Below are 23,947 nucleotides of genomic sequence, written 5' to 3'. Positions count from 1 at the left end.
CGACCGACGTCGCCCGCCCCGGCGGGGGCCGGCCGCCGTCGGCCCCGGCCTCAGCCCTCCACGGCCGGGACCGCGCCGATGTCCACCTGGTTGCCGAAGGTGACGTCGCGGGCCGCGGCCAGCTTGGAGGTCATCCCGTAGACCTCGATGAAGCCCTTGGCCTGGGACTGGTCGTAGGCGTCGCCGGTGTCGTAGGTGGCCAGGTCGAAGTCGTACAGGCTCTGCTCGCTGCGCCGGCCGGTGACGGTGGCGCGGCCGCCGTGCAGGACCATCCGGATGTCCCCGGAGACGTAGCGCTGGGTGTCCGCCAGGAACGCGTCCAGGGAGCGCTTGAGCGGGGAGAACCACTGGCCGTCGTAGACCAGCTCGGTCCACCGCTGCCCCACGGTCCGCTTGAACCGGGCCTGCTCCCGCTCGATCGTGACGTTCTCCAGCTCCTTGTGCGCGGCGATCAGCGCCATCGCCCCCGGGGCCTCGTAGACCTCCCGGGACTTGATCCCGACCAGCCGGTCCTCGACGACGTCGATCCGGCCGATCCCCTGCGCGCCGGCGCGGCGGTTCATCTCCTGCACGGCGCCGAGCGGGGTGACGGCGCGGCCGTCGACGGCGACCGGGACGCCGCGGTCGAAGGTGAGCACGACCTCGTCGGGCAGCGGCGGGTAGGTGGGGTCGTCGGTGTAGGCGTAGACGTCCTTGGTCGGGCCGTTCCAGATGTCCTCCAGGAACCCGGTCTCGATGGCGCGGCCCCAGACGTTCTGGTCGATGGAGAACGGGTTGTGCTTGGTCGTCTCGATCGGCAGGGCGTGCTTGTTGGCGTAGTCGATGGCGACGTCGCGGGTCAGCGCCAGGTCCCGGACCGGGGCGAGGCAGCGCAGGTCGGGGGCGAGGGAGGTGATGCCGACCTCGAAGCGGACCTGGTCGTTGCCCTTGCCGGTGCAGCCGTGGGCGACCGTGGTCGCGCCGAACTGGCGGGCGGCGCGGACCAGGTGCTTGACGATGACCGGGCGGGACAGCGCCGAGACCAGCGGGTAGGCGTCCATGTACAGGGCGTTGGCGCGCAGCGCCGGCATGCAGTACTCGGTGGCGAACTCCTCCCTAGCGTCGGCGACGTAGGCCTCCACGGCGCCGCAGTCCAGCGCCCGCTGGCGGATGACCTCCAGGTCCTCCCCGCCCTGGCCGACGTCGACGGCGACGGCGATCACCTCGGCGCCGGTGCGCTCGCCGATCCAGCCGATCGCCACGGAGGTGTCCAGCCCGCCGGAGTAGGCCAGCACGACCCGGTCGGCGCGGCCGGAGCCGGCGGGGACGGGGGCGACGGCGGTGGGGGTGTCAGTCATCGGGGGTCTCTCCTGTGCGGGGCGGGTCCGCCGGGCGGTCCCCGGCGGGGTCGGACGTGGGGCGGGGGCCGCCGGCGGGGTCGGCCGTGGGGCGGGGGCCGCCGTCGGCCTGCCGGCTGCGGCCGGCCAGCGCCAGCAGGCGGCGGGCGAGGGACTCGGCGGCCTCGGTGGAGCGGGTGATCACCAGCACGGTGTCGTCCCCGGCGATGCAGCCCAGGACGTGCGGGAGCACCGAGTGGTCGATGGCGGAGGCGAGCAGCTGGGCCGCGCCGGGCGGGGTGCGCAGCACCACCTGGTGGAAGGCGGTGTCGGCGGTGAGGAGGACCTCGGCGCACCAGCGCTGCAGCCGGGCGGCGATCTGGGTGTCCTCCTCGGCCTCGGCGGCGCGGGCCACGCCGCCGGCGCCCTCCCCGGGGAGGGCGTAGACCTGCCCGCCGGGCCCGCGGACCTTGGTGGCGCCCAGCTCCTCCAGGTCCCGGGACAGGGTGGCCTGGGTGGTGCGGATCCCGCGGGCGGCGAGGGCCGCCCGCAGCTCGGTCTGCGAGCGCACCGGGCCGGCGGTGAGGATCTGCTCGATGACGGCGTGCCGCCCGGCCCGGGTGGCGGCGACCCCGCCGGTCTCGGTGTCGGTCATCCCTGCCCCCCGGCGTCGGCCAGGGCGGCGTCGAGCGCGGCGGGCAGGGCGTCGACGAAGCTGGTCGCCTCGGCGGCGGTCAGGACGAGCGGCGGGGCCAGGCGCAGGGCGTCGGGGCGGACCGGGTTGACGATGAACCCGGCCTCCAGCAGGTGCCCGGCCGCCGCCTGGGCCACCGGTGCGGTCAGCCCGACGGCGAGGAGCAGCCCCTCCCCGCGCACCTCGGCCACGCCGTGGTGGCCGAGGCCGGCGAGCTTGTGCCGCAGCAGGTCCCCGACCTCGGTGACGTGGCCGAGCAGGCCGTCGTCGAGCGCCGCGACCACCGCGAGCGCCGCGGCGGCGACGACCGGGTTGCCGCCGAAGGTGGTGCCGTGCTGGCCGGGGCCGAGCAGGGTGGCGATGTCCGCGCCGAGGGCGACGACGGCGCCCACCGGCAGCCCGCCGCCGAGCCCCTTGGCGAGGGTGACGACGTCGGGGACCACCCCGCCGCCGAGGTGGGGCAGGTGGTGGGCCATCCAGGTGCCGGTGCGGCCCATCCCGGACTGCACCTCGTCCAGCACGAGCAGCGCGCCGGCGGCGCGGGTGAGCTCGCGGGCGGCCGGCAGGTACCCCGGCGGCAGGACCCGCACACCTGCCTCGCCCTGGATCGGCTCGACGACGAGCGCGGCGACATCCTCGTCCAGCGCCTCGCGCAGCGCGGCGACGTCCCCGAACGGGAGGAAATCCACCTCCCCGGGCAGCGGCTCGAACGGCTCGCGGTAGGCGGCCTTGTGGGTCAGGGCGAGCGCGCCCAGGGTCCGGCCGTGGAAGGCGCCCTCGAGGGCGAGGACCCGGCGCCGGGCCGGGCCGCCGTGCCGGCGGATCAGCTTGACGGCGGCCTCGTTGGCCTCGGTGCCGGAGTTGGCCAGGAACACCCGCGAGCCGGCCGGCGCGCCGCCGGGGGTGACGATGCGCAGCAGCTGCTCGGCGAGGGTGACCTGGGCGGGGGTGGCGAAGAAGTTGGACACGTGTCCCAGCGTCTGCAGCTGGTCGGTGACGGCCCGCACGACGGCGGGGTGGGCGTGGCCCAGGGCGTTGACGGCGAGGCCGCCGAGCAGGTCGAGGTAGCGCCGGCCGTCGGCGTCCCAGACGTGGCTGCCCGCGCCGCGGACGAGGACCCGCTGGGGCGGGCCGAAGGTGTTCATCAGCGCCGCGCCGTACCGCTCGGCCCAGCCCGGGCCGCTCACGGTGCCCGGCCCGCTCACGGCGCCCCGTCCGGCTCGACCAGGGTGCCTACCCCGGCGTCGGTGAAGATCTCCAGCAGCATCGAGTGCTCCTGCCGCCCGTCGATGACGTGCGCCTGGGGCACCCCGCCGTCGACGGCCCGCAGGCAGGCCTCCATCTTCGGGACCATCCCGGTCACCAGCTGGGGCAACAGGCCGCGGAGCTGGCCGGCGGTGACGGTGCTGAGCAGGGAGGAGCGGTCCGGCCAGGCGGCGTAGAGGCCCTCCACGTCGGTGAGGATGACCAGCTTGGTCGCCCCGAGCGCGACGGCGAGCGCGGCGGCGGCGGTGTCCGCGTTGACATTGAGGACCTGGCTGGGCTCGTCCATGTCGAGGGCCACGGTGGACACCACCGGGATCCGGCCGGCGGCGAGCAGGTCCTCCACCGCCTGGGGGTCGACCTCGACGACGTCGCCGACCCGGCCGACGTCGACGTGCTCCCCGGCGACCGTGGCCGGGCGGCGCCGGGCCCGCAGCAGCCGCCCGTCCTCCCCGGACAGGCCCACGGCGTGGGCGACGTCGGCGTTGAGCAGGCTGACCAGCTCGCGCTGGACCTTGCCGGTCAGCACCATCCGCACCACGTCCATCACGTCCGGGGTGGTCACCCGCAGCCCGCCGCGGAACTCGGTGCCCAGGCCCACCCGGTCCAGCATCGCCGAGATCTGCGGGCCGCCGCCGTGCACGACGACGGGGCGCAGCCCGACCTGGTGGAGGAAGAGGACGTCGGCGGCGAAGCTGGCCCGGAGGTGGTCGGCCACCATCGCGTGCCCGCCGTACTTGATCACCACCCGGGCGCCGGCGAAGCGGCGCAGCCAGGGCAGGGCCTGGATCAGCACCTCGGCCTTGGCCCGCGGGTACAGGTCGGCGATGCCGGCCGGGTCGGCGGTGCCGGCACCGTCCGGGCCCGCGCGGCCGTCCCGGCCGTCGGACTTCGGGCCGGCCTGGCCCGCGAGGGCGGCGGGGGTGGTCAGGTCTGCCTCGGTCATGTCGCGTACGCGCTGTTCTCGTGGACGTAGTCGTGGGTGAGGTCGTTGGTCCAGACGGTGGCTGCGGCCGGGCCGGCGTGCAGGTCGACGTCGATGCGCACCTCGCGGGCGGCGGCGAGGTCGACCAGGGCGCGGTCCTCCCCCACCGCTCCGCCGCGGCACACCTGCACCCCGTTGATGGCGACGTCGACGTCGTCGGCGTCGAACGGGGCGACGCCGACCGGCACCGTGCCGACGGCGGCCAGGATCCGGCCCCAGTTGGGGTCGTTGCCGAAGACGGCCGTCTTGACCAGGTTGGACCGGGTCACCGCCCGGGCGACGGCGACGGCGGCCGGCTCGCTGGTGGCGCCGCGGACGGTGACGGCGACGTCGTGGCTGGCGCCCTCGGCGTCGGCGAGGAGCTGTCGGGCCAGGTCCGCGCAGGCGGCGGTGAGGGCCGCGGTCAGCTCGGCCCGGCCGGCCGGCACGCCCGTGGCGCCGGAGGCGAGCAGCAGGACGGTGTCGTTGGTGGACATGCACCCGTCGGAGTCCACCCGGTCGAGGGTGACGGCGGTGGCCGCGCGCAGGGCGGCGTCGGCGGTGGCGGCGTCCACCACGGCGTCGGTGGTCAGCACGCACAGCAGGGTGGCCAGGCCGGGGGCGAGCATGCCGGCGCCCTTGGCCATCCCGCCGACCGACCAGGCGCCCCCGGGGCCGGTGACGTGGGTCTGCTTGCTGACGGTGTCGGTGGTCATGATCGCGGTGGCGGCGGCCGGGCCGCCGTCGGCGGACAGCGCGGCGGCGGCTGCGTCGACCCCGCCGAGCAGGGCGGGCAGGTCCAGCCGCTCCCCGATCAGGCCGGTGGAGCAGACCAGGACGTCCCCGGCGGAGACGTCGAGCGCCGCGGCGGCGTGCTCGGCGGTGCGGTGGGTGTCGGCGAAGCCGGCCGGGCCGGTGCAGGCGTTGGCGCCGCCGGAGTTCAGCACGACGGCGCGGGCCACGCCGTCGCCGACCGCGGCCCGGGACCACCGCACCGGGGCGGCGGTGACCCGGTTGGTGGTGAAGACGCCGGCGGCGACGTGCTCGGGGCCGTCGTTGACGACCAGGGCGAGGTCGGGGCGGCCGGAGGGCTTGAGCCCGGCGGTGACGCCGGCGGCGCGGAAGCCGGCCGGGGCGGTCACGCTCACGGGGCCACCCCCGCGGTGGTCAGGCCGGTGGTCTCCGGCAGGCCGAGGGCGAGGTTCATCGCCTGCACGGCGGCGCCGGCGGTGCCCTTGCCGAGGTTGTCCAGCGCGCAGACGGCCACCACCCGGCCGGCCCGCTCGTCCACGGTCACCTGCACGGCCGCGGTGTTGGCGCCGGTGACCATCGCGGTGGTCGGCCAGGTGCCCGCGGGCAGCAGGTGCACGAACGGCTCGTCGGCGTAGTGCTCGGCCCAGGCGGCGCGCACGTCGGCCGGGGTGGCGGCGCCGGCCAGCGGGGCGGTGACGGTGGCGAGGATGCCGCGGGCGACCGGGGCGAGCACCGGGGTGAAGGACATCCGCACGTCGGCGGCGCCGGCGGCGCGCAGGTTCTGCTCGATCTCCGGCACGTGCCGGTGGCCGCCGCCGACGGCGTACGGGGCGAGCGCGCCGATCCCCTCGGCGGCGAGCAGGTGCGCCTTGGCGGCCCGGCCGGCGCCGGAGTAGCCGACGGCGAGGACCGCGACGACGTCGGCCGGGTCGACGACGCCGGCGGCGACGCCGGGCTGCAGGGCGAGGGTGACGGCGGTGACGTTGCACCCGGGCACCGCGACCCGGCGGGCGCCGCGGAGCTCCGCGCGCTGGCGGCCGGCGGTGCCGGCGCGGACCAGCTCGGGCAGGCCGTAGGGCCAGGCCCCGGCGTGCTCGCCGCCGTAGAACTGGGCCCAGGCGGCTGGGTCGGTCAGCCGGTGGTCGGCGCCGCAGTCCAGCACCAGGGCGGTGGAGCCGGCGGCGTCCAGCGCGGCGGCGAGCTCGCCGGAGGCGCCGTGCGGCAGGGCGAGGACGACGACGTCGTGGCCGGCCAGGACCTCCGCCGCGGTGGGCTGCAGGACGCGGTCCGCGAGCGGCAGCAGGTGCGGGTGGTGGGCGGACAGGGGCTGGCCGGCGCTGGCGTGCGCGGTCAGCGCACCGATCTCGACCTCGGGGTGGCCGAGGAGGAGGCGCAGCACCTCGCCGCCGGCGTAGCCGGAGGCCCCGGCCACGGCAGCTGAGAACGTCACTTGCATAACCATACGGCATGCTGCATGACACGCCGGGTCGTCCCACCCTGCGGACTACGCCCGGCGCGCTTGCGGACGACGCCCGGCCGAGCTTGCGGACGACGGCCGGCCGAGCATCCTGGGGCCATGCGCGCCGTCCACGCCACCCGCGCCGGTGGCCCCGAGGTCCTGTCCGCCGTCGACCTGCCCGACCCCGAGCCGGGCCCGGGGGACTTGGCCGTCCAGGTCGCCGCCGCCGGGGTGAACTTCATCGACACCTACCAGCGCAGCGGCGTCTACGCGATGGACTTCCCGCACGTCCCCGGCTCGGAGGGGGCCGGGACGGTGACCGCGGTGGGCGAGGGCGTCACCGGCTTCGCCGTCGGGGACGCGGTGGCCTGGGCCGCCGCACCCGGCTCCTACGCCGAGCAGGTGCTGGTCCCGGCCGAGGTGGCGCTGCCGGTGCCGGCCGGCCTAGACCTGCACACCGCCGCGGCGCTGCCGCTGCAGGGGATGACCGCGCACTACCTGGTGACCTCCACGTTCCCGGTGCGGACTGGTCAGACGGTGCTGCTCACCGCCGCGGCCGGCGGGGTGGGCCTGCTGCTCACCCAGCTCGCCGTCGCCCGCGGGGCGCGGGTGGTCGGCCTGGTCGGCTCGGCGGAGAAGGAGGCCCTGGCCCGCGAGGCCGGGGCGGCCGAGGTGATCCGGTACACCGAGCTCGACGACCTCACCGCCGAGCTCCCCCGCCTGGTCCGGGACCTGACCGACGGGACCGGGGTGGACGTGGCGTACGACGGCGTGGGCAAGGCCACCTTCGACGCCTCGCTGGCCTCGGTGCGCCGCCGCGGCATGCTCGTGCTGTTCGGCGGGGCCAGCGGCCAGGTGCCCCCGTTCGACCTGCAGCGGCTCAACCAGGCCGGCTCGCTGTTCGTCACCCGGCCGAAGCTGGGCGACTACACCGCCGAGCGGTCTGAGCTGCTGTGGCGGGCCGAGGAGGTTTTCGCCGCCGCCGCGGACGGGTCGCTGCGCGTGCGGGTGGGAGCCCACTTCCCGCTGGCCGGGGCCCGCGCGGCGCACGAGGCGCTCGAGGGCCGGGGCACCACCGGCAAGGTGCTGCTCATCCCCTGACCGTCATCGCCCGACGAGGACCGTCATCCGCCGGCAGACGGGGCGGGAGCGGCGCCGGGGTCCCGGCCGGCCGCGGCGGGCTCGGCGTCACCGGCGGCCGCGGCGTCACCGTCGGGTGCGGCACCGTCGGGCGCGGGCTCGGCGCTGGCCGGCTGGCCGTCGCCGGCGTGCTCGGCGAGCTCGGCGGCGATGCCCCGCGCCCATGCCCGGATCTTGTCCCACTCGCGGTAGTCGCCCTCCGCGGCGCTTCCCATCCGGGCCACCGACCGCTCGCGCAGGCCGAGCGCCGACGGGTCGAGGCGGCCCTTGAAGGTCACGTACCCCAGCGGGTCGAGCTGGCGCACCACCCCGGCGGCCCGGGCCGGGTCCTGCACCTCGCCGGCGGGCACGCCGGCCAGGCCCACGGAGAACGCCCACAGCGGCCGGGCCCGGAGCTCGGCGGCCCGCCGGGCGACCAGGTCGCGCATGGACTCCATCCACTGGGTCATGTAGACGGCGGAGCCGAGGACCACCGCGTCGACCCCGTCGAGGGAGCGCACCTCCCCGGGCGTGACCCGGCGGGCCTGGTGCCCGGCCGCGCGTAGCTCTTCCACGATGACGTCCCCGACCTCGGCGGTGGCCTGGTGCTTGGAGGCGATGACGACGAGGATGCGCATGCCCCCACTGTGACCATCGGGCGCCGGGGGCGGGCGGGACCTTTGTCCCCTTCGTCCCGCTCCCGCCCCGCCCCCGGCGGTCAGCCCCGCAGCACCGCCCCGACCCGCTCGCCGGCGACCTGGACGACCCGGGCCCGCACCTCGGCGGTCTCCGCGGCGGTCAGCGTCCGGTCCCCGGCGCGCAGCCGGAGGGCGAAGGCCAGGGACTTCTTCCCGGCGGGCAGCTGGTCGCCGGTGTAGACGTCGAAGAGGTGGACCTCCTCGGCCAGGTCCCCGGCGCCGGCGCGCACCGCCGCCTCGACATCGGCGGCCGGGACGCCGTCGTCGACGACCAGGGCCACGTCCTCCTTGGCCAGCGGGAAGGTCGAGACCGGCGCGACCTGCACCGGCTCGGCGGGGGCGGCGGCGAGCAGGGCGTCGAGGTCCACCTCGAAGGCGACCGTGCGCGGCGGCAGCTCCAGGGCGGCGGTGACCTTGGGGTGGAGCTCCCCGGCGTGGCCGAGGACCTGCCCGGCCGGGCCGAGGACCTCCGCGCACCGGCCCGGGTGCCACGGGGCGAGGTCGCCGCGGCGCACCCGGACCTCGGTGCCGGCGGCGGCGGCAGCGGTGCGCACGGCGTCGACGGCGTCGGCCCAGTCCGCGGCCCGGCCCGGGCCCCACACCCCGGCCGGGACGCGCTGGCCGGCCAGCACCCCGGCGAGGTGCCGCGGCTGGGCCGGGACGGCGGCGTGCAGCGCGGCCAGCTCGGCGTCGGTGGGCCGCCGGTCCACCCCGGGGGCGGCCGCGGCGCGGAGCCCGGCGGGGCGGGTGACCAGGCCGATCTCGAAGACGGCGAGGTCGGTGGTGCCCCGGCCGGTGTTGCGCCGGGCGGTCTCCAGCAGGGTGTCGAGCACCGAGGTGCGCAGCGCCCCGGCGTCCTCGGCGAGCGGGTTGACCAGGCGCAGCACCGCGCGCCGCGGGTCCTCGGCGGGCAGGCCGAGGCGGTCGTGCACGTCGCCGACGAAGGGGTAGGAGAGCACCTCGGTGAGCCCGTGCTCGGCCAGCGCCCGGGCCACGTCCCGGCGGCCGCGCTGCTCGGGGGTCAGGCCCCGGCCGGCCGGGGCGGCGGGCAGCACGGCGGGGATCTGGTCGTAGCCGGCGAGGCGGGCGACCTCCTCGGCCAGGTCCGCCGGGCCGGTCAGGTCCGGGCGCCAGCTGGGCGGGCGGAGCCGGACGGTGGCGGCGGCGTCGTCGGCCCGGTCGCCCTCGCCGAGGCCGACGGCGGCCAGGCCGCCGTCGGGCGGCCCGCCGGCCGCGGGCCCGGCGCCGGCCGGCAACTCGGTGCACCCGACCTGCCGGAGCAGGTCCAGGACCTGTGCGCGGGGGTAGTCCACCCCGACCAGCCGCCCGGGCAGCGCCGGGTCGAGGGTGACCGGGGCCGGGTCGGTGGTGGCGTCCAGGTCGGTGACGCCCGGGTCGGCCGTGCCGCCGCCGTGCTCGACGAGCAGGTCGACCACCCGCTGGGCGGCGACGGCCGGCAGCCGGGGGTCCACGCCGCGCTCGAACCGCTTGGCGGCCTCGGTGGGCAGCCGGTGCCGGCGGGCGGTGCGGGCGACCGAGACGGGGTCGAAGTGCGCCGCCTCGACCAGGACGTCGGTGGTCCCCGCGGAGACCTCGGTCCCCGCCCCGCCCATCACCCCGGCGAGGCCGAGGACCCGGGCGCCGCGGGCGCCGTCGGGCGAGTCGGTGATCAGCAGGTCCGCCGGGTCCAGCGCCCGGTCGACGTCGTCCAGGGTGGTCAGCCGCTCCCCGGCGGCGGCGCGGCGGACCACGACCGGCGCGGCGAGGGTGGCCAGGTCGTAGGCGTGCAGGGGCTGGCCGAGGTCGAGCATGACGTAGTTGGTCACGTCCACGGCCAGGGAGATCGGCCGCATGCCGGCCTGGGTGAGGCGCTGGGCCATCCAGCGGGGGGTGCGGGCGGTCGGGTCCAGGCCGCGGACAATCCGGGTGACGAACCGGTCGCAGCCCACGGGGGCGGCGTCGTCGTCGACGGCGACGGCGAACCCGCCGGCGGTGGCGGCGGGCGGCGGGGCGGGCAGGTTCTCCGGCAGGCCGGGGTCGGTGAAGGCCGCGCCGGTGGCGTGGGAGTACTCCCGGGCCACCCCGCGCATCGCGAAGCAGTACCCGCGGTCCGGGGTGACGTTGATCTCCAGGACCTCCTCCCCCAGGCCGAGGAGGGCGACGGCGTCGGTGCCCGGCGCGGGCACGGCGCCGGGGCCGAGGAGCTGCTCGAGGACGATGATGCCGCTGTGGTCCTCGCCCAGGCCGAGCTCGCGGGCGGAGCAGATCATCCCGTCCGAGACGTGCCCGTAGGTGCGGCGGGCGGTGATCGGGAACGGGCCGGGCAGCACGCTGCCGGGCAGCGCGACGACGACGTGGTCGCCGGGGGCGAAGTTGTCCGCGCCGCAGACGATGCCGCGGCTGGGCACCTCGGCGGGCTCCTTGCCGGTGCCCGGGGGGCGGTTGTGCTCGGGGCCGACGTCGACCCGGCAGTAGCGGATCGTCTTGCCGTTGCTGTGCTCCTCGGCGACGGCGGTGAGCACCTGGCCGACGACGAGCGGGCCGGTGACGGCGGGCGGGACGATGCGCTCCTCCTCCAGCCCGACGCGGACGAGGTTGGCGGCGAGCTGGGCGGCGGTGGTCCCGGGCGGGACGGCGACGTGCTCGGCGAGCCAGCCGAGGGGGACGTAGGGCATGTCAGCGGCCCCTTCCGGTGGTGCCGAACTGCTGGGAGAAGCGGACGTCGCCCTCGACGATGTCGTGCATGTCGGCGATGCCGTGGCGCAGCATGAGCGTGCGGTCCACGCCCATGCCGAAGGCGAAGCCGGTGTACACGTCGGGGTCGACGCCGTTGGCGACCAGGACCGCGGGGTTGACCATGCCGCAGCCGCCCCACTCGATCCAGCCCGGGCCGCCCTTCTTCTGCGGGAACCACAGGTCCATCTCGGCGCTGGGCTCGGTGAAGGGGAAGAAGCTCGGCCGCAGCCGGGTGCGGCTGCCGGGGCCGAACATGGCCCTGGCGAAGTGGTCCAGCACCCCCTTCAGGTGCGCCATGGTCAGCCCCTTGTCCACCGCCAGGCCCTCGACCTGGTGGAAGACCGGGGTGTGGGTGGCGTCCAGGGCGTCGGTGCGGAAGACCTTGCCCGGGCAGGCGAGGTAGACCGGCAGGTCCCGGGCGAGGAGCTCGCGGGCCTGCACCGGGGAGGTGTGGGTGCGCAGCACCAGCCCGTCCACCGGGTTGCCGTCGACGTCGGTGGGCGGGGCGACGTAGAAGGTGTCCTGCATCTGCCGGGCCGGGTGGTCCGGGCCGAAGTTGAGCGCGTCGAAGTTGAACCACTCGTGCTCGACCTCGGGGCCCTCGGCGATCTCCCAGCCCATCGCGACGAAGAAGTCGGCGATCTCCTCCTGCAGGGTCTGCAGCGGGTGGCGGGCGCCGCGCGGGGCGCGGTCGGTGGGCAGGGTGACGTCGACGGCCTCCTCGCGCAGGACCCGGGCGTCGCGCTCGGCCTCGAGCTCGGCCTGCCGGTCGGCGACGGCGCGGCTCACCCGGCCGCGGGCCTGGCCGACGAGCCGGCCGGCGCGGGCCTTGTCCGCACCGGGCAGGGCCCCGATGGCCCGGTTCGCCAGGGCGAGCGGGCTGCGGTCCCCGGTGTGGGCGAGGCGGGCGGCCTTGAGGTCCGCCAGGGAGCCGGCGGCGGCGACGGCGGCCAGCGCGGCCTCGACGACGGCGCCGACGGCTGCCTCGTCCAGGGGGTCGATGGCGGAGGCGGGGGCGCCGGCGGGCGAGGGTGCTCCGGCGGACGACGGGTCGTCGGTGGCCGGGTCGCGGCGGGGCGGCGGGGTGGGCGTGGACATGCGGTGCCTTCCGGGCGGGTCGGGGGCGGCGCGCAGACGCGGCGTCGCGGTCGCTGGGTCTTCCGCGCCCGTCCGGGCAGGTTGGTTCCGCGGCAGCGCTCAGCCGACCAGGACCCGGACGGGCCCGGTAAATCGGCTCCCACCGACGAGGGTCGCGCTGCGCATGGGCCCCATGGTGCCACAGCGGGTGGCGGCAGCCCCGCTCGGCGCTGCCGGGCGGCGGCCAAGGCGGCGGCGACCACCCGCAGGGGCAGCAAGCCGTGTGGCCGTGTCGTTGGTGCCGCCTACCTCTCACCGGAGGCGACCCGGTACTCGGCGAGGCGGTCCGCCCTGACCGTGAGGATGTCGTTGCCGAAGAACCCGGACTCGGTGCCGTCGGTCGTCGTTCCGCGCCCGGTCCAGCGGGCGGCGACGAGTCCGTCGGCCGCGAACGGCTGCACCTCGATGTGGAACGAGAGGTCGGCGACCATGGCCTTGGTCTGCGCGATCAGCGCGCCGGGCTCGTTCGGCCCCGGACCTCCTGCCGGGGCCAGTGGCCGACGAAGTCCTCCGTGAGCAGCCGCCGGGCGGCCTCGACCAGGAGCTCAGCATCGCTCGGACCGTTCCACAGCTCTGCGATCCAGCGGCGGTACAGATCGGTCGCGCTCGTTATCGTCCCTCCGGTGGCGTCTGGTCGATCCATCCTGCCGTCTTTTGCGCGTCGGCGAGCGTGATCGAGCGCCCCCTCGGCTCAGCGACCCCCGCGCCCGTCGGATGGCCCTCGGCCAGACCAGAGACTCAGGACATCGGCGTCGACACGGTCCGCCCGCTCACCGTGCCGACCGGTCGGCGCGGACGGCCTCGACCAGCTCCTCGGCCCGCTCGGGGCCGAGCACCGGGTGCCGCAGGGGTTCGCGGCGAGCAGTCGCGAGCCGGACAGCGATCCGGTTGGCCTGGCCCCACGCCTCGGCGGCGCGGCGCGCCCCGAGCGCGTCCGGGCGCACGAGCACGGCGACGACGCGGCCGTGCCGCGTGATCGCGACCTCCTCGCCCGCCTCCACCCGGTCGAGCTGGGCCGGAAGGGTCCGGCGTGCGGTGCTCGCGCTGATGGTCTGCACAGCCCAATCGTCCGCTCGCGTCCGAGCCACGCGCAACCGGCGGTGCCGGTGCGAGAGCACCGGCCCACGCAGGTTGCTTCTGGCTCCGCTCAGGCGGTGCGCCGCCCGTCGGTGGCCGCCCGAGCGGCGGCAGTCAGCCGTCGTCGGCCGGGCCGAGGGAGAAGGTCTCCACGACCTCGTGCACGGGGGTGCCGCCCTTGCCGGCGCCGAGCTCGGAGGAGTAGAGGTAGGCCGCCTCGGCGCGCCAGGACGGCCCGGCGTAGACGGACAGTGCGTGGGCCAGGGCGGCGAGGTCGGCCTCGTCGGCGCGCCGGTCGCGGGCCCGGGCGAGGGTGACGTGGGCGCGGTGGCGGTTGCGCCGGGCGATGGTGGTGTGCTGCTCGGCCACGTCCTCCAGCGCGCTCATCAGCGCCGGGAGCGTCTCGCCGTCGGGTCGGGCACCGCCGTCGGCCCGGCCACCGCCGTCGGCCCGGGCGCCGCCGTCGGGCTGGGCACCGTCGTCGTCCTCGGCCACCTGGTGCACGCCCACCCACAGGGTGCGTCGGGAGAAGGTGCCGGCGCCGCGCAGCTGCAGGCGGGCGGGCGCCGCGGCGGCCAGCACCCGGCCGAGGTCGGCGCTGAGCTCGGGCACCGCCCCGCCGGGGACCTCGCCGAGGAAGAGCAGGGTGATGTGCCGCTGGTCTGGCTCGACCCACCGCAGCGGGCCGGGACCGCCGCCGCGGGCCGGGCGCGCGGCGGTGAGGGCGCCCAGGGCCAGATCGAGGTGGTCCGCGACGGCCGGGGGCAGCGGGAGAGCGAGGAAGAGCCGCACGTCAGCGGGTGCGGAGCGGCCGGCGTTCGGCAGGCTCGGGCCGGAACGGAAGCTCGGGCCGGCGTCCGGCGACCTCCGGCTGGAGCGCGGCGAGGCCCTCGGTCAGCCCGGCGACGAGCGCGGCGGCCTGCGCGGGCAGGAGCCGGACGGTTGCCGCGCACCGGTCCCCGCGCCACGCGCTCAGCACGACCAGCCCGGCCTCCGCGTGCGTCGTCACCCGCAGCCCGCGTCCGTGGCCGCGCACGTCGCCGACCCAGCGGGACAGCTCCGGCACAGCGACGACGCTCACGGACCGAGGATGACCCGGGCGCCCGGCCCGGTCAAGGGCCCGCCGCGGCGGTGGGCACCGCTGGCCGCCCCGGTGGTGGCGGGCCGACCCCGGGCGACGGTAGCACCGGCGCCGGTGGCGCGGGCAGCCCGGGGAAGCCGGCGTTAGTCGGCGCGGGCAGCCCGGGGAAGCCGGCGCCGGCGTCGCCGCCGGCGGCGCGGGCGCCGGGGCCGCCCGGGTGGCGCCCGCTACTCGGCGGCAGCCGCCCCGGCGAGCAGCTCGACGTACCGGTCCAGCCCCCAGGACACGGACAGCGCGGTGGGCGGGGACATGGCGGCGATCAGCTCGTCGCCGACGACGGCGGCGACGGCGTCGCGCTGCACGGCGGGGATGGCCTGGGCGTAGGACTGGCCGCGGAAGGTCTCGACCTCCTCCTCGGTGGAGGCGTACACCACGAGGACGTCGGAGACCAGGCGGTCGGTCTCCTCATAGCTCAGCGAGTAGGTGAAGGTCTCCTCGTCGGTGGCGAGCTCCTCGACGGCCGGGGCGCTCTCCAGGCCCAGGTCGAGCAGGAAGTCCACCCGGGCGTCGGCCGGCTTGTACACCCAGAACGTGCCCCCGACGTCCCAGACCGCGGCGACGGTCTTGCCGGCGAGCTCGGGGTGGGCGTCGGCCGCCTCGCTGATCTCGGTGTCCAGGTCGGTGACCAGGCGGTCGGCCTCGTCCGCCTTGCCCAGCGCGGTGCCCACGGTCGTGATCACCTCCCGCCACGGCGTCGTCCACGGCTCCTCCGGGTAGGCGACGGTGGGCGCGATCTCGCTGAGGACCTCGTACTGCTCGGCGGTCAGGCCGGAGTACGGGGCGAGGATGAGGTCCGGCTCCAGCGCGCTGATCTCCTCGTAGGCGGGCTCGTCCACCGTCGCGGAGATCATGGTCGGCTCGGCGTCGGCGGTGCTCAGCGCCTCGGTCACCCAGGGCAGCTGCCCGTTCTCGTCAGCGGCGTAGGTCTGGGCCTCGATGCCCACCGGGACGACGTCGAGGGCGATCGCCGCCTCCGCGCTCCCCCAGCCGAGGGTGACGACGTCCTGGGGCTGGTCGTTGATCTCGGTGCTGCCGAAGGCGTGCTCGATGGTCACCGGGGCGAAGTCGGTGCCGGCCGGGTCGGTCTCCTCGTCGGGCGACGCGGGCGAGCCGGCGCAGGCGGCGAGCGCGAGGACGGCGGCGGCCGCGGTCGCGGCCGCGGCGGGGCGGGGGAAGGTCACAGGAGCTCCTGGGTTGGTTGATGACGGATGTCGGTCGGGCGGGCGGGGCCGACGGTCAGCGACGGATGTCGGTCGGGCGGGGCCGGCGGTCAGGGCCGGCGGTCAGGGCACGGCCCCGGCGGGGGCGGGTGCCCGGCCGTGGAACCGGCCGATCGGCACGACCATCGGCGATCCGCACACCGGGTCGGGGAGGATCTCGGCGGCGAGCCCGAACGCGTCCCGCAGCAGGTCGGTGGTCAGCACCGCCGACGGCGGCCCGGCGGTGACGACCTGCCCGGCGGCCATGACGACCAGCTGGTCGGCGTACCGGGCGGCGAGGTTGAGGTCGTGCAGCACCATGACCACCGTGGTGCCGCGGTCCCGGTTCTGCTCGTGCAGCAGGTCCAGGACGTCCACCTGGTGGGTGACGTCGAGGAAGGTGGTCGGCTCGTCCAGGAGCAGCACGTCGGGGTCCTGGGCGAGGGCCATCGCCAGCCACACCCGCTGGCGCTGCCCGCCGGAGAGCTCCTCGACGCGCCGGGCCGCCAGGTCCGCGGTCCCGGTGGCGGCCAGCGCCGAGCGGACCGCGTCGTCGTCGGCGGCGGTCCACTGCCGGAACCAGCCCTGGTGGGGGTAGCGGCCCCGGCCGACGAGGTCGGCCACGGTGATCCCGTCCGGGGCGGTGGCGCTCTGCGGCAGGATCCCGATGGTCCGGGCGACCTCCTTGGCGGGCAGGGTGTGGACCGGGCGCCCGTCGAGCAGGACGGCGCCGCCGCGGGGGCGGAGCAGCCGGGCCAGGCCGCGCAGCAGGGTGGACTTCCCGCAGCCGTTGGCGCCGACGACGGCGGTGACCCGGCCGGCGGGCAGGTCCAGGTCGAGGTCGCGGACCACGAGGTCGCCGTCGTAGGCCAGGCTCAGCCGCTCGGCCCGCAGCTCGTGGCCCGGGTGCCGGCCCGCCCGCTGGTCCGGCCGTCCGCTCTGGCGCCCGTCCGGCGGCCGGTCGCTCGTGCGGTCGCTCATGCGCCCCGCCCCTCTCGGTTGGTGGTGGCCAGCAGCCACAGCAGGTACGGGGCGCCGATGACGCCGGTGACGATCCCGACCGGCACCTTCAGGCCGAGCAGGTGCTGCCCGGCGAGGTCGGCGCCGAGCACCAGCGCCGTGCCGACCAGGGCGCTGGGGACCAGGGCGAGCCCCGCCGTCGGAACCAGCCGCCGGGCGAGGGGCGCCGAGACGAACGCGACGAAGGCGACCGGCCCGGCGACGGCGGTGGCCGCCGCGGCGAGGGCGACGGCGACGCCGAGCACGGTCAGCCGGGTGCGCTCCACCGGCACGCCGAGGCCGCCGGCGGTGTCGTCGCCGAGCTCGAGCGCCCGCAGGGCCGGGGCCAGCAGCGCCACCAGCGGGACCAGCACCGCGAGCGCCACGGCCAGGACGAGGACCTCCCGCCAGGCCGGGGTGCCCAGGCTGCCGACCATCCAGACCAGGGCGGAGGGGACGTCGTTGACGTCCGCGCGGGTGATCAGGTAGCCGATGCCGGCGTTGACGAGGAACGCGACGCCCACGCCGACGAGGACGAAGCGGTACCCGCTGACCCCGGAGCGCCAGGCGAGCAGGTAGATCGCGGCGGCGGCCAGCACCGCCCCGCCGAGGGCGGCGAGGGAGACGGCGGCCCCGGACAGGCCGCCGAGCAGGATCGCCGTCGCGGCGGCGAGCGAGGCGCCGCCGCTGATCCCGAGGATGTCCGGGCTGGCTAGCGGGTTGTGCAGGACGGTCTGGAAGAGCGCGCCGGCGAGGGCGAGGGCGACCCCGACGCCCACCGCGAGGAGCAGCCGGGGCAGCCGCAGCCGCAGCAGGACGAACGCGTCGGCGGCCTCGCCCTGCCCGGCCAGCACCCGGCCCAGCTCGGCGGCGGACCGGCCGGTGCCGACGGTGAGGGTGGCCACCGCCAGCACCAGGACCACGACCAGAAGGACGGCGGTGACGGCCCGGGTCCGCACCGCGGCGGGCCGGGCCGGCGCGGGGGCGGCCCCGCGGGCGGGGGCGGGGGCGGTGGTGGTGGTGGTCATCACAGCCCGGCCAGCTTGGTCCGCCGGACGATCGCGATCAGGGCCGGCGCCCCGACGACGGCGACGACGATCCCGGCCTCGAGCTCCCCGGGCCGGACCACCAGGCGGCCGAGGACGTCGGCGGCGACCAGCACGACCGGCCCGAGGAGGAGGGCGTAGGGCAGGATCCAGCGGTAGTCCGGGCCGGTGACCGGCCGGGCGAGGTGCGGGACGACCAGGCCGACGAAGACCACCGGCCCGGCCAGCGCCGTCGCCGACCCGGCGAGCAGGACGATCGCAGTGGCGGCGGCCGCCCGGGCCAGCGGCAGGTTCTGCCCCAGGCCCCGGGCGACGTCGTCGCCCATCGCGAGCAGGTTCAGGGTCCGCCCGGTGGCCAGGGCGAGGAGGGCGCCGAGCAGGAGGAAGGGCGCCAGCGCCAGCAGCTGGTCGGTGCCGCGGCCGGCGAGGGAGCCCACCGACCAGCGGCGGTAGACGCTGAGGGTGCCCTCGTCGGTGATCAGCACGAGGGTGATGAGCGAGGTGGCCCCGGCGGTCAGCGCCGTGCCGGCCAGGGCCAGCTTGACCGGGGTGGCGCCCTCCCGGCCGATCGACCCGATGCCGTAGACCAGGGCGGCGGCCAGCGCCGCGCCGGCCAGCGCGAACCAGACGAAGCCGGCCGGGCTGGTCACGCCCAGCAGGGTGATCGCGAGGACCACGAAGAGGGCGGAGCCGGCGTTGACCCCGAGCAGGCCGGGGTCGGCCAGCGGGTTGCGGGTGATGCCCTGCATGAGGGTGCCGGCCAGCCCGAGGGCGGCGCCGGCCACCAGCCCGACGGCGGTGCGCGGGACGCGCTGGTCGCGCACCACCGCGTGGTCGGCGTCGCCGGGCACGGGGGCGAGGAGGGCGCGGACCACGTCGGCGGGGGCAATGTCCCGGGCGCCGAGGGCGAGGGAGGCCAGCACGACGACCGCCAGGACGACGGCGACGGCGAGCAGGCCGAGGCCGCGCCGGCTCGGCCGGGCGGCCGGCCGCACGGGCGGGGCCGGGGTGAGGGTGGCGGTCATCGGCGGGCGCGCGTCACTGCGCCTCGGCGCGCCCGCGCCGCCAGTACCCCATGAACGCGACCCGGCGGCGGCACACCCCGGTGTCGGTGACCAGGATCCGGCGCAGGGTCTTGATGGTGCCGGCCTCGCCGGCGAACCAGGCGTAGAAGTCGCTGCCGCAGCGCTCCCCGCCGCGCCCGCAGGTGTCCACCGGCAGCACCTGGACGACCGGGGAGTCCCAGAGGAGCTCGGCGTCGACGTCGACGTCCTGCAGCGGCTGGACGGCGCCGGCGCGGGCGCCGTCGACCACGGTGGCGTTGGCGCCGATCCACTCCTGCACGGCGGGCACCAGGTGGTGGCCGTGCGGGGCGTCCCCGCGCGGCAGCCAGGTGAGCTGGGCGTTGGCCGGCAGGTCCACCGGCAGGATGTCCGCGGCGTCCGGCACCTCGGCGAAGGCCCGGGCCCGGCGCCCGGGGGGCAGGGTCTCCAGGATCGAGCAGATCGCCGGCACCGCCGTCTCGTCGCCGGCGAGCAGGAGCTCGGTGGCGGTGCCCGGCGCCCAGTCGATGCCGGTCGCGGACTCCGCGGAGCGGGCGTCCGGGCCGACGAGGAGCACCGGGTCCCCGGGCCGGGCGGCGGCGAGCCAGCGGGCGGCGGGGCCGGCGTCGTCGTCGTGGTGGTCGTGGCGGACCAGGTCGACGTCGACCTCGCCGGCCTCGGGCCGCACGTCCCGGACGGTGTAGGTGCGGAAGGGGGTGCGCTCCGCCGCCGGCAGCGCCCGCCAGCGGGCGTACCAGGTGCCCGCCCGGAGCACCTCGGGGTCGTCGGCGCCGACGTCGCACGGCCGGCCGTCGGGGCCGGGGAGGACGAGCTTGACCCGCTGGTCCAGCCGGTCGGTGCCGAACCACCGCAGCTCCTCGCCGGCGAACGTCACCCGGACGAAGTGCGGGCTGAGCGGGCGCAGCCGGGCCACGCGTGCCGGGAACGGCCGGTAGGCGGGGCGGTCGTCCTTGACGACGACGTCGCCGGCCGCCGGGCGCACCGGTGAGGTAAGCATTGCCTAACCATATAACGCTAGGAGGGCGTGCCGTAAAGGCCGTCCGGCCTGGGTCGCCCGGCGCTGGGGTTGCGCGGTCAGCCGGTCGGCGGCCGGTCGTGCGGGACGGCGGCCGGCTGACCAGGTCCGTGGCCGGTCCCGGCCGCTCGGCGGCCGGTCGGAGCAGGTCGGCGGGCGGCCGAACCGGTCCGCCGTCAGCCGCTCGGGGCGTCCTGCCAGAGGCCCATGACGTTGCCCTCGGTGTCCCGGAAGTAGGCGGCGTAGCCCATGTCCGCGACGGCGGTGCGGCCGATGACCACCTCGCCGCCGAGCTCGACGACCCTTGCCAGGGCGTCGTCCATGTCGTCGGTGTCGACGGTGACGACCGGCGCCGGGAGCGAGGCCTCCCGGGCCATCATGCCGCCGCCGATGTACCCCGGCTCGGCCGGGAACCCGTCCTCGTTGGCCGGGCCGGTCCGGACCGAGGTGTAGCCGAGCTCGGGCATCTCCTGGATGTCCCAGCCGAACGCCGCGCGGTAGAAGGCGCGGGCGCGCTCGCCGTCGTCGAACGGGATCTCGAAGTGCACCACGCGACCGCTCATCGCCACCACCTCGCCGTGCCGGTGCGCCGCCGCGGCTCGGCGACGTCCCGCCCAGGGTAGGACCGCCGCGCCCGCGCAGACCAGGCCCGGTCAGGACCAGTCGACCGGGCGACCCGCATCCAGTCGGGACCAGCCCACCCGGCGCTCCGCATCCAGTCAGGACCAGCCCACCCGGCGCCCCGCATCCTGTGTAGTCGTTGAAGCGCTTTCCCGGGCCCGGGAAAGCGCTTCAACGACTACACAGGATGCACCGCCACGTCCCGAGGACGCGCGCGGCCGCCGCGCGGGCGCGGTCAGGCCCAGCGGACGACGACGTCGGCCCGGTCGGCGGTGGCGGCCACGAGGTCGGCGTTGCGCTGGTCGGAGCCGAGCGCGAACGCCCGGGCGGCGGCCAGTTCCTTGCCGTGGGCGAGGTGGCGGGCGAGCAGCCGGGCCCGCCGGTCGCCGTCGTCAGCGGCGACGAACCAGGTCTCGTCGAGCAGGTCCGGCACGCGCCGCCAGGGCTCGGCGTCGAGCAGGAGGTAGTTGCCCTCGGTGAGGACCACCGCGGCGTCGGCGGGCACCGGGACCGCCGAGCCGACCGGCTCCTCCAGGTCCCGGTCGAACCGCGGGGCGTAGACCACCGGGTCGCCGGGCCGCTGGGCCCGGACCCGGCGCAGCAGCGCGACGTACCCCTCGGCGTCGAACGTGTCCGGGGCGCCCTTGCGGGCCGCGCGGCCCAGCCGGACGAGCTCGGCCTGGGCGAGGTGGAAGCCGTCCATGCCGACGACCGTGCAGGTGGTGCCGGTCGCCGCCAGCGCGGTGGCCAGGACCGCCGCCAGGGTGGACTTCCCCGCGCCGGGGGCGCCGGCGATCCCGACGAGGGCGCGGCCGGGGGTGCCCGGGCCGCCGCGCAGGTCGGCGATGCGGGCGAGCAGGGCGGTGAGGTCGGCCGGGGTGGCCGTCAGCGGCGCGGGCACTCAGCCCGCCCGCCGCTGGGCCCGGGCCGAGGCGTACAGGCAGACGGTGGCCGCGGCGGCCAGGTTCAGGGACTCCGCGCGGCCGTGCAGGGGGACGGCGACGACGGCGTCGGCCAGGTCGCGCTCGGCGTCGGCCAGGCCGTGGGCCTCGTTGCCGAAGACCCACCCGGTGGGGGCGGTGAGGTCCGGGGCGAGCGCGGCCGTGGCGGCCAGCTCCCCGGGCACCTGCGGCGGGTAGCCGGCCGCGCGGGCGGCGGCCCGGTCGGCGAGCTCGTCGAGGTCCCACTCCCCGCCGGCGTCGGCGGCGAGGAGGGTGAGGCCGGCCGCGCGGAGCTGGGACGCGGCCGTGGCGAGGTCCACGCCGGTGACCACGGGCAGGTGGAACAGGGAGCCGGCGGTGGCGCGCACCACCTTGGGGTTGGTCGGCTCGACGCTGCCGGCGGTGAGGACCACGGCGTCGGCGCCGGCGGCGTCCGCGGCCCGGATGACGGTGCCGGCGTTGCCCGGGTCGCTGACCTGGGCCAGCACGGCGACGAGCCGTGGGGCGGGCAGCTCCGCCAGGGTCACCGGGGCGGGGAGGTGGGCGACGGCGAGGACGCCCTGGGCGTCCGGGCTCATCGCGGCGAGCACGTCGGCGGTGCCGAGGTGGACGTGGCGGCGGGCGGCCCGGGCGGCGTCGGGGATCTCGCGGTGGCGGTCGGCGGCGGCGGGGGTGAGGTAGAGGTCGCGGACCTGGTCCGGGGCGTGCCGGAGGAGCTCACGGACGGCCTGGGGCCCCTCGACGAGGAACAGCCGGTGCCGCTGGCGCGCCGAGCGCCCGGACAGCCCCCGGACCTTCCGCACCCGCTCGGCGCGGGGGTTGGTCAGCTGGGGGGTGTCCGGGCGCTCGGTCATCTCGCTCGCTGGGGCCGGCCGGTGACCGGCCCCGGTGCGTGGCGCGCTCAGGCGGCCGGGGCGTTGACGTCCGCCGGCAGGGCCTCCCGGGCGGTGGTGACCAGCGCGGCGAAGGCCGCGGGGTCGCTCACGGCCAGCTCGGCGAGCATGCGGCGGTCGACCTCCACCCCGGCGGCCTTCAGGCCCTGGATAAAGCGGTTGTAGGTCATGCCCTCGGCCCGCACCGCGGCGTTGATCCGCTGGATCCACAGCCGGCGGAAATCACCCTTGCGGGCGCGCCGGTCGCGGTAGGCGTAGGTCATCGAGTGAGTGACCTGCTCCTTCGCCTTGCGGTACAGGCGGGAGCGCTGGCCGCGGTAGCCGCTGGCGCGCTCGAGGGTAGTGCGGCGCTTCTTCTGGGCGTTGACCGCCCGCTTGACGCGTGCCACGTCGTTCTCCTTCTGGTTCGGGGCGGCTTACTTGCCGAGCAGCTTCTTAATCTTCTTCGTGTCCGCCGACGCCACGGTCTGGTCCATGGCGAGGCGGCGGGTGCGCCGGCTGGACTTGTGCTCGAACAGGTGGCGGCGGTTGGCCTGCTCCCGCATCAGCTTGCCGCTGCCGGTGGTCCGGAAGCGCTTCTTCGCACCGGAGTGCGTCTTGTTCTTCGGCATGTTCGTCCCTCGGTGTACCTGCGCCCGCGGCGGGCGCAGCCTGTCCTGCCCTGGCCCGTGGGGGCCAGGACGTCTGGTGGTCGGTGGGTCAGGCGCCGGCCGGGGGTACACCCCGGGCCCCTGCGGCAGCCCGTCCGCCATCGTCGCCTTGCGGGCCGAGCAGGCGCCGCCTGCGCAGGCGCCGCGGGCCGAGCCGGAGCCGCCTGCGCAGGCGCCGCGGGCCGAGCGGGAGCCGCCTGCGCAGGCGCGGCCTGCGCGGGTGCCGCCTGCTCGGGTGCGGCCTGGGCGGGCGTGGCCGGCGCGGGGGCGGCGTCGCCGTCACCGCGGTGGGCGGTGCGCTCCTCGCGCTTGCGGCGCTGCTCGCTCTTGGCCTCGGACTTCTTGCGGTGCGGGCCGATGACCATGGTCATGTTGCGCCCGTCCAGGCGCGGGGCGGACTCCACCGAGCCGAGGTCGGCCACGTCCTCGGCCAGGCGCTGCAGCAGCCGCATGCCCATCTCGGGGCGCGACTGCTCGCGGCCGCGGAACATGATCATGACCTTGACCTTGTCCCCGCCCTTGAGGAAGCGCTCGACGTGACCCTTCTTCGTGGCGTAGTCGTGCGCGTCGATCTTGAGCCGGAACCGGATCTCCTTCAGGACCGTGTTGGTCTGGTTGCGTCGGGCGTCCCGCGCCTTCATGGCCGACTCGTACTTGTACTTGCCGTAGTCCATGAGCTTGGCGACCGGCGGACGGGCGTCCGGCGCCACCTCGACCAGGTCGAGGTCGGCCTCCTGCGCCAGCCGCAGGGCGTCCTCGACGCGGACGACGCCGACCTGCTCCCCGCCGGGTCCGACAAGCCGGACCTCGGGGACGCGGATCCGGTCGTTGATGCGAGGCTCGCTGATGCTGTGCTCCTTCGTCTCTCTGTCTTCGGGGGACCGGCCGCGGGAACGAAGAGAGGCCTCCGTCGTGCGAGCGCACGTAGGAGGCCTCGGCGGTCGACCCGGGACGGCGGTGCCGCCGTACGGGTACGGACGAGGGGCAGCCCCTCGTCGACCAGGACCCGGCCACGTCCAGCCCGAGGGTGGGACGCGACCCGGGTGGGAGGATCTCCACTTGCGCACCCGGCTCGCCGCTGCGGGCAGCCACAAACCAGGCCGGTCAATCCTCAAGGATACCACCATCGGGCCGGCGGCGGCGTCCCGACGGCGGCGCGGCC

25 protein-coding genes are annotated in these 23,947 nt (G+C 77.0%); 1 reads left to right on the top strand and 24 read right to left on the bottom strand.

The genetic code is table 11. The annotated features are described in order from the left end of the window. Positions 1-50: 50 nt before the first annotated feature. Genes MF406_RS07370 through argC form a run of 6 tightly spaced genes read right to left on the bottom strand, consistent with a single transcriptional unit; the run spans position 51 to position 6,446 of the window. Complete coding sequence (locus MF406_RS07370; protein WP_242897304.1) at positions 51-1,337, bottom strand: argininosuccinate synthase; 1,287 nt, start codon at positions 1,335-1,337, stop codon at positions 51-53. After that, positions 1,330-1,971: an arginine repressor gene (locus MF406_RS07365; RefSeq protein ID WP_242897302.1), complete on the bottom strand. Its 642-nt coding sequence runs from the start codon at positions 1,969-1,971 to the stop codon at positions 1,330-1,332. Before MF406_RS07365 ends, MF406_RS07370 begins: the two co-directional genes overlap by 8 nt. Beyond that, positions 1,968-3,215: an acetylornithine transaminase gene (locus MF406_RS07360; RefSeq protein WP_256463943.1), complete on the bottom strand. Its 1,248-nt coding sequence runs from the start codon at positions 3,213-3,215 to the stop codon at positions 1,968-1,970. Before MF406_RS07360 ends, MF406_RS07365 begins: the two co-directional genes overlap by 4 nt. Then, a complete protein-coding gene (gene argB, locus MF406_RS07355) occupies positions 3,212-4,219 on the bottom strand; it encodes an acetylglutamate kinase (protein ID WP_242897300.1) in 1,008 nt (335 codons plus the stop codon). The genes MF406_RS07360 and argB overlap by 4 nt, the downstream gene beginning before the upstream one ends. Then, the gene (argJ, locus tag MF406_RS07350; protein WP_242897299.1) at positions 4,216-5,385 is read right to left on the bottom strand and encodes a bifunctional glutamate N-acetyltransferase/amino-acid acetyltransferase ArgJ; all 1,170 of its coding nucleotides are present in this window, start codon (positions 5,383-5,385) and stop codon (positions 4,216-4,218) included. Before argJ ends, argB begins: the two co-directional genes overlap by 4 nt. Continuing rightward, the gene (gene argC, locus MF406_RS07345) at positions 5,382-6,446 is read right to left on the bottom strand and encodes an N-acetyl-gamma-glutamyl-phosphate reductase (protein WP_242897721.1); all 1,065 of its coding nucleotides are present in this window, start codon (positions 6,444-6,446) and stop codon (positions 5,382-5,384) included. The genes argJ and argC overlap by 4 nt, the downstream gene beginning before the upstream one ends. A 120-nt stretch (positions 6,447-6,566) precedes the next feature. On the opposite strand from argC, the gene MF406_RS07340 reads away from it, so the two are divergent. Next, on the top strand, positions 6,567-7,550 hold the full coding sequence (locus MF406_RS07340) for a quinone oxidoreductase (RefSeq protein ID WP_242897296.1): 984 nt from the start codon (positions 6,567-6,569) through the stop codon (positions 7,548-7,550). 23 nt (positions 7,551-7,573) lie between these two features. On the opposite strand, the gene MF406_RS07335 is transcribed toward MF406_RS07340, so the two are convergent. From MF406_RS07335 to infC, 18 genes are all read right to left on the bottom strand, one after another. Continuing rightward, on the bottom strand, positions 7,574-8,206 hold the full coding sequence (locus MF406_RS07335) for a flavodoxin domain-containing protein (RefSeq protein ID WP_242897295.1): 633 nt from the start codon (positions 8,204-8,206) through the stop codon (positions 7,574-7,576). Between the two features lie 80 nt (positions 8,207-8,286). Next, positions 8,287-10,941 (bottom strand): phenylalanine--tRNA ligase subunit beta, encoded by a 2,655-nt coding sequence (locus MF406_RS07330; RefSeq protein WP_242897293.1) that lies wholly within the window; start codon positions 10,939-10,941, stop codon positions 8,287-8,289. A 1-nt stretch (position 10,942) separates the two neighbouring features. Then, on the bottom strand, positions 10,943-12,100 hold the full coding sequence (pheS, locus tag MF406_RS07325) for a phenylalanine--tRNA ligase subunit alpha (RefSeq protein WP_242897291.1): 1,158 nt from the start codon (positions 12,098-12,100) through the stop codon (positions 10,943-10,945). Positions 12,101-12,384: 284 nt separating this feature from the next. After that, complete coding sequence (locus MF406_RS07320) at positions 12,385-12,570, bottom strand: hypothetical protein (RefSeq protein ID WP_242897290.1); 186 nt, start codon at positions 12,568-12,570, stop codon at positions 12,385-12,387. A 339-nt stretch (positions 12,571-12,909) separates the two neighbouring features. Beyond that, the gene (locus MF406_RS07315) at positions 12,910-13,197 is read right to left on the bottom strand and encodes a type II toxin-antitoxin system Phd/YefM family antitoxin (RefSeq protein WP_242897288.1); all 288 of its coding nucleotides are present in this window, start codon (positions 13,195-13,197) and stop codon (positions 12,910-12,912) included. A gap of 133 nt (positions 13,198-13,330) precedes the next feature. Continuing rightward, on the bottom strand, positions 13,331-14,008 hold the full coding sequence (locus MF406_RS07310; protein ID WP_242897287.1) for a 2'-5' RNA ligase family protein: 678 nt from the start codon (positions 14,006-14,008) through the stop codon (positions 13,331-13,333). 1 nt (position 14,009) lies between these two features. Next, positions 14,010-14,297 carry a hypothetical protein gene (locus MF406_RS07305; RefSeq protein WP_242897285.1) on the bottom strand — a complete coding sequence of 96 codons (288 nt, stop codon included), beginning with the start codon at positions 14,295-14,297 and terminating at the stop codon, positions 14,010-14,012. 227 nt (positions 14,298-14,524) lie between these two features. Further along, a complete protein-coding gene (locus MF406_RS07300) occupies positions 14,525-15,538 on the bottom strand; it encodes an iron-siderophore ABC transporter substrate-binding protein (RefSeq protein WP_242897284.1) in 1,014 nt (337 codons plus the stop codon). Positions 15,539-15,640: 102 nt separating this feature from the next. Next, positions 15,641-16,537, bottom strand: coding sequence for an ABC transporter ATP-binding protein (locus MF406_RS07295; RefSeq protein WP_242897282.1), 897 nt, complete (start codon positions 16,535-16,537; stop codon positions 15,641-15,643). Continuing rightward, positions 16,534-17,583 (bottom strand): iron chelate uptake ABC transporter family permease subunit, encoded by a 1,050-nt coding sequence (locus MF406_RS07290; protein ID WP_256463942.1) that lies wholly within the window; start codon positions 17,581-17,583, stop codon positions 16,534-16,536. The genes MF406_RS07295 and MF406_RS07290 overlap by 4 nt, the downstream gene beginning before the upstream one ends. After that, positions 17,583-18,626, bottom strand: coding sequence for an iron ABC transporter permease (locus MF406_RS07285; RefSeq protein ID WP_242897281.1), 1,044 nt, complete (start codon positions 18,624-18,626; stop codon positions 17,583-17,585). Before MF406_RS07285 ends, MF406_RS07290 begins: the two co-directional genes overlap by 1 nt. Before the next feature lie 13 nt (positions 18,627-18,639). Further along, positions 18,640-19,662, bottom strand: a complete 1,023-nt coding sequence (locus MF406_RS07280; protein ID WP_242897279.1) for a siderophore-interacting protein — start codon at positions 19,660-19,662, stop codon at positions 18,640-18,642. A 194-nt stretch (positions 19,663-19,856) separates the two neighbouring features. After that, the gene (locus MF406_RS07275; protein WP_242897277.1) at positions 19,857-20,243 is read right to left on the bottom strand and encodes a VOC family protein; all 387 of its coding nucleotides are present in this window, start codon (positions 20,241-20,243) and stop codon (positions 19,857-19,859) included. Between the two features lie 293 nt (positions 20,244-20,536). Next, a complete protein-coding gene (locus tag MF406_RS07270; protein ID WP_242897275.1) occupies positions 20,537-21,202 on the bottom strand; it encodes a nucleoside/nucleotide kinase family protein in 666 nt (221 codons plus the stop codon). Further along, positions 21,203-22,096 (bottom strand): RNA methyltransferase, encoded by an 894-nt coding sequence (locus MF406_RS07265; RefSeq protein ID WP_242897273.1) that lies wholly within the window; start codon positions 22,094-22,096, stop codon positions 21,203-21,205. Positions 22,097-22,143: 47 nt separating this feature from the next. Then, on the bottom strand, positions 22,144-22,524 hold the full coding sequence (rplT, locus tag MF406_RS07260) for a 50S ribosomal protein L20 (protein WP_242897272.1): 381 nt from the start codon (positions 22,522-22,524) through the stop codon (positions 22,144-22,146). Between the two features lie 27 nt (positions 22,525-22,551). Beyond that, positions 22,552-22,746 carry a 50S ribosomal protein L35 gene (rpmI, locus tag MF406_RS07255; protein WP_242897271.1) on the bottom strand — a complete coding sequence of 65 codons (195 nt, stop codon included), beginning with the start codon at positions 22,744-22,746 and terminating at the stop codon, positions 22,552-22,554. Then, on the bottom strand, positions 22,680-23,912 hold the full coding sequence (gene infC, locus MF406_RS07250; RefSeq protein WP_371744628.1) for a translation initiation factor IF-3: 1,233 nt from the start codon (positions 23,910-23,912) through the stop codon (positions 22,680-22,682). Before infC ends, rpmI begins: the two co-directional genes overlap by 67 nt. Positions 23,913-23,947: the final 35 nt, after the last annotated feature.

The sequence above is a fragment of the Georgenia sp. TF02-10 genome, assembly GCF_022759505.1.
Lineage (GTDB): Bacteria > Actinomycetota > Actinomycetes > Actinomycetales > Actinomycetaceae > TF02-10.
Note: the sequence above shows the minus strand (reverse complement) of the source record. Positions and strands in the feature narration are given on the sequence as shown.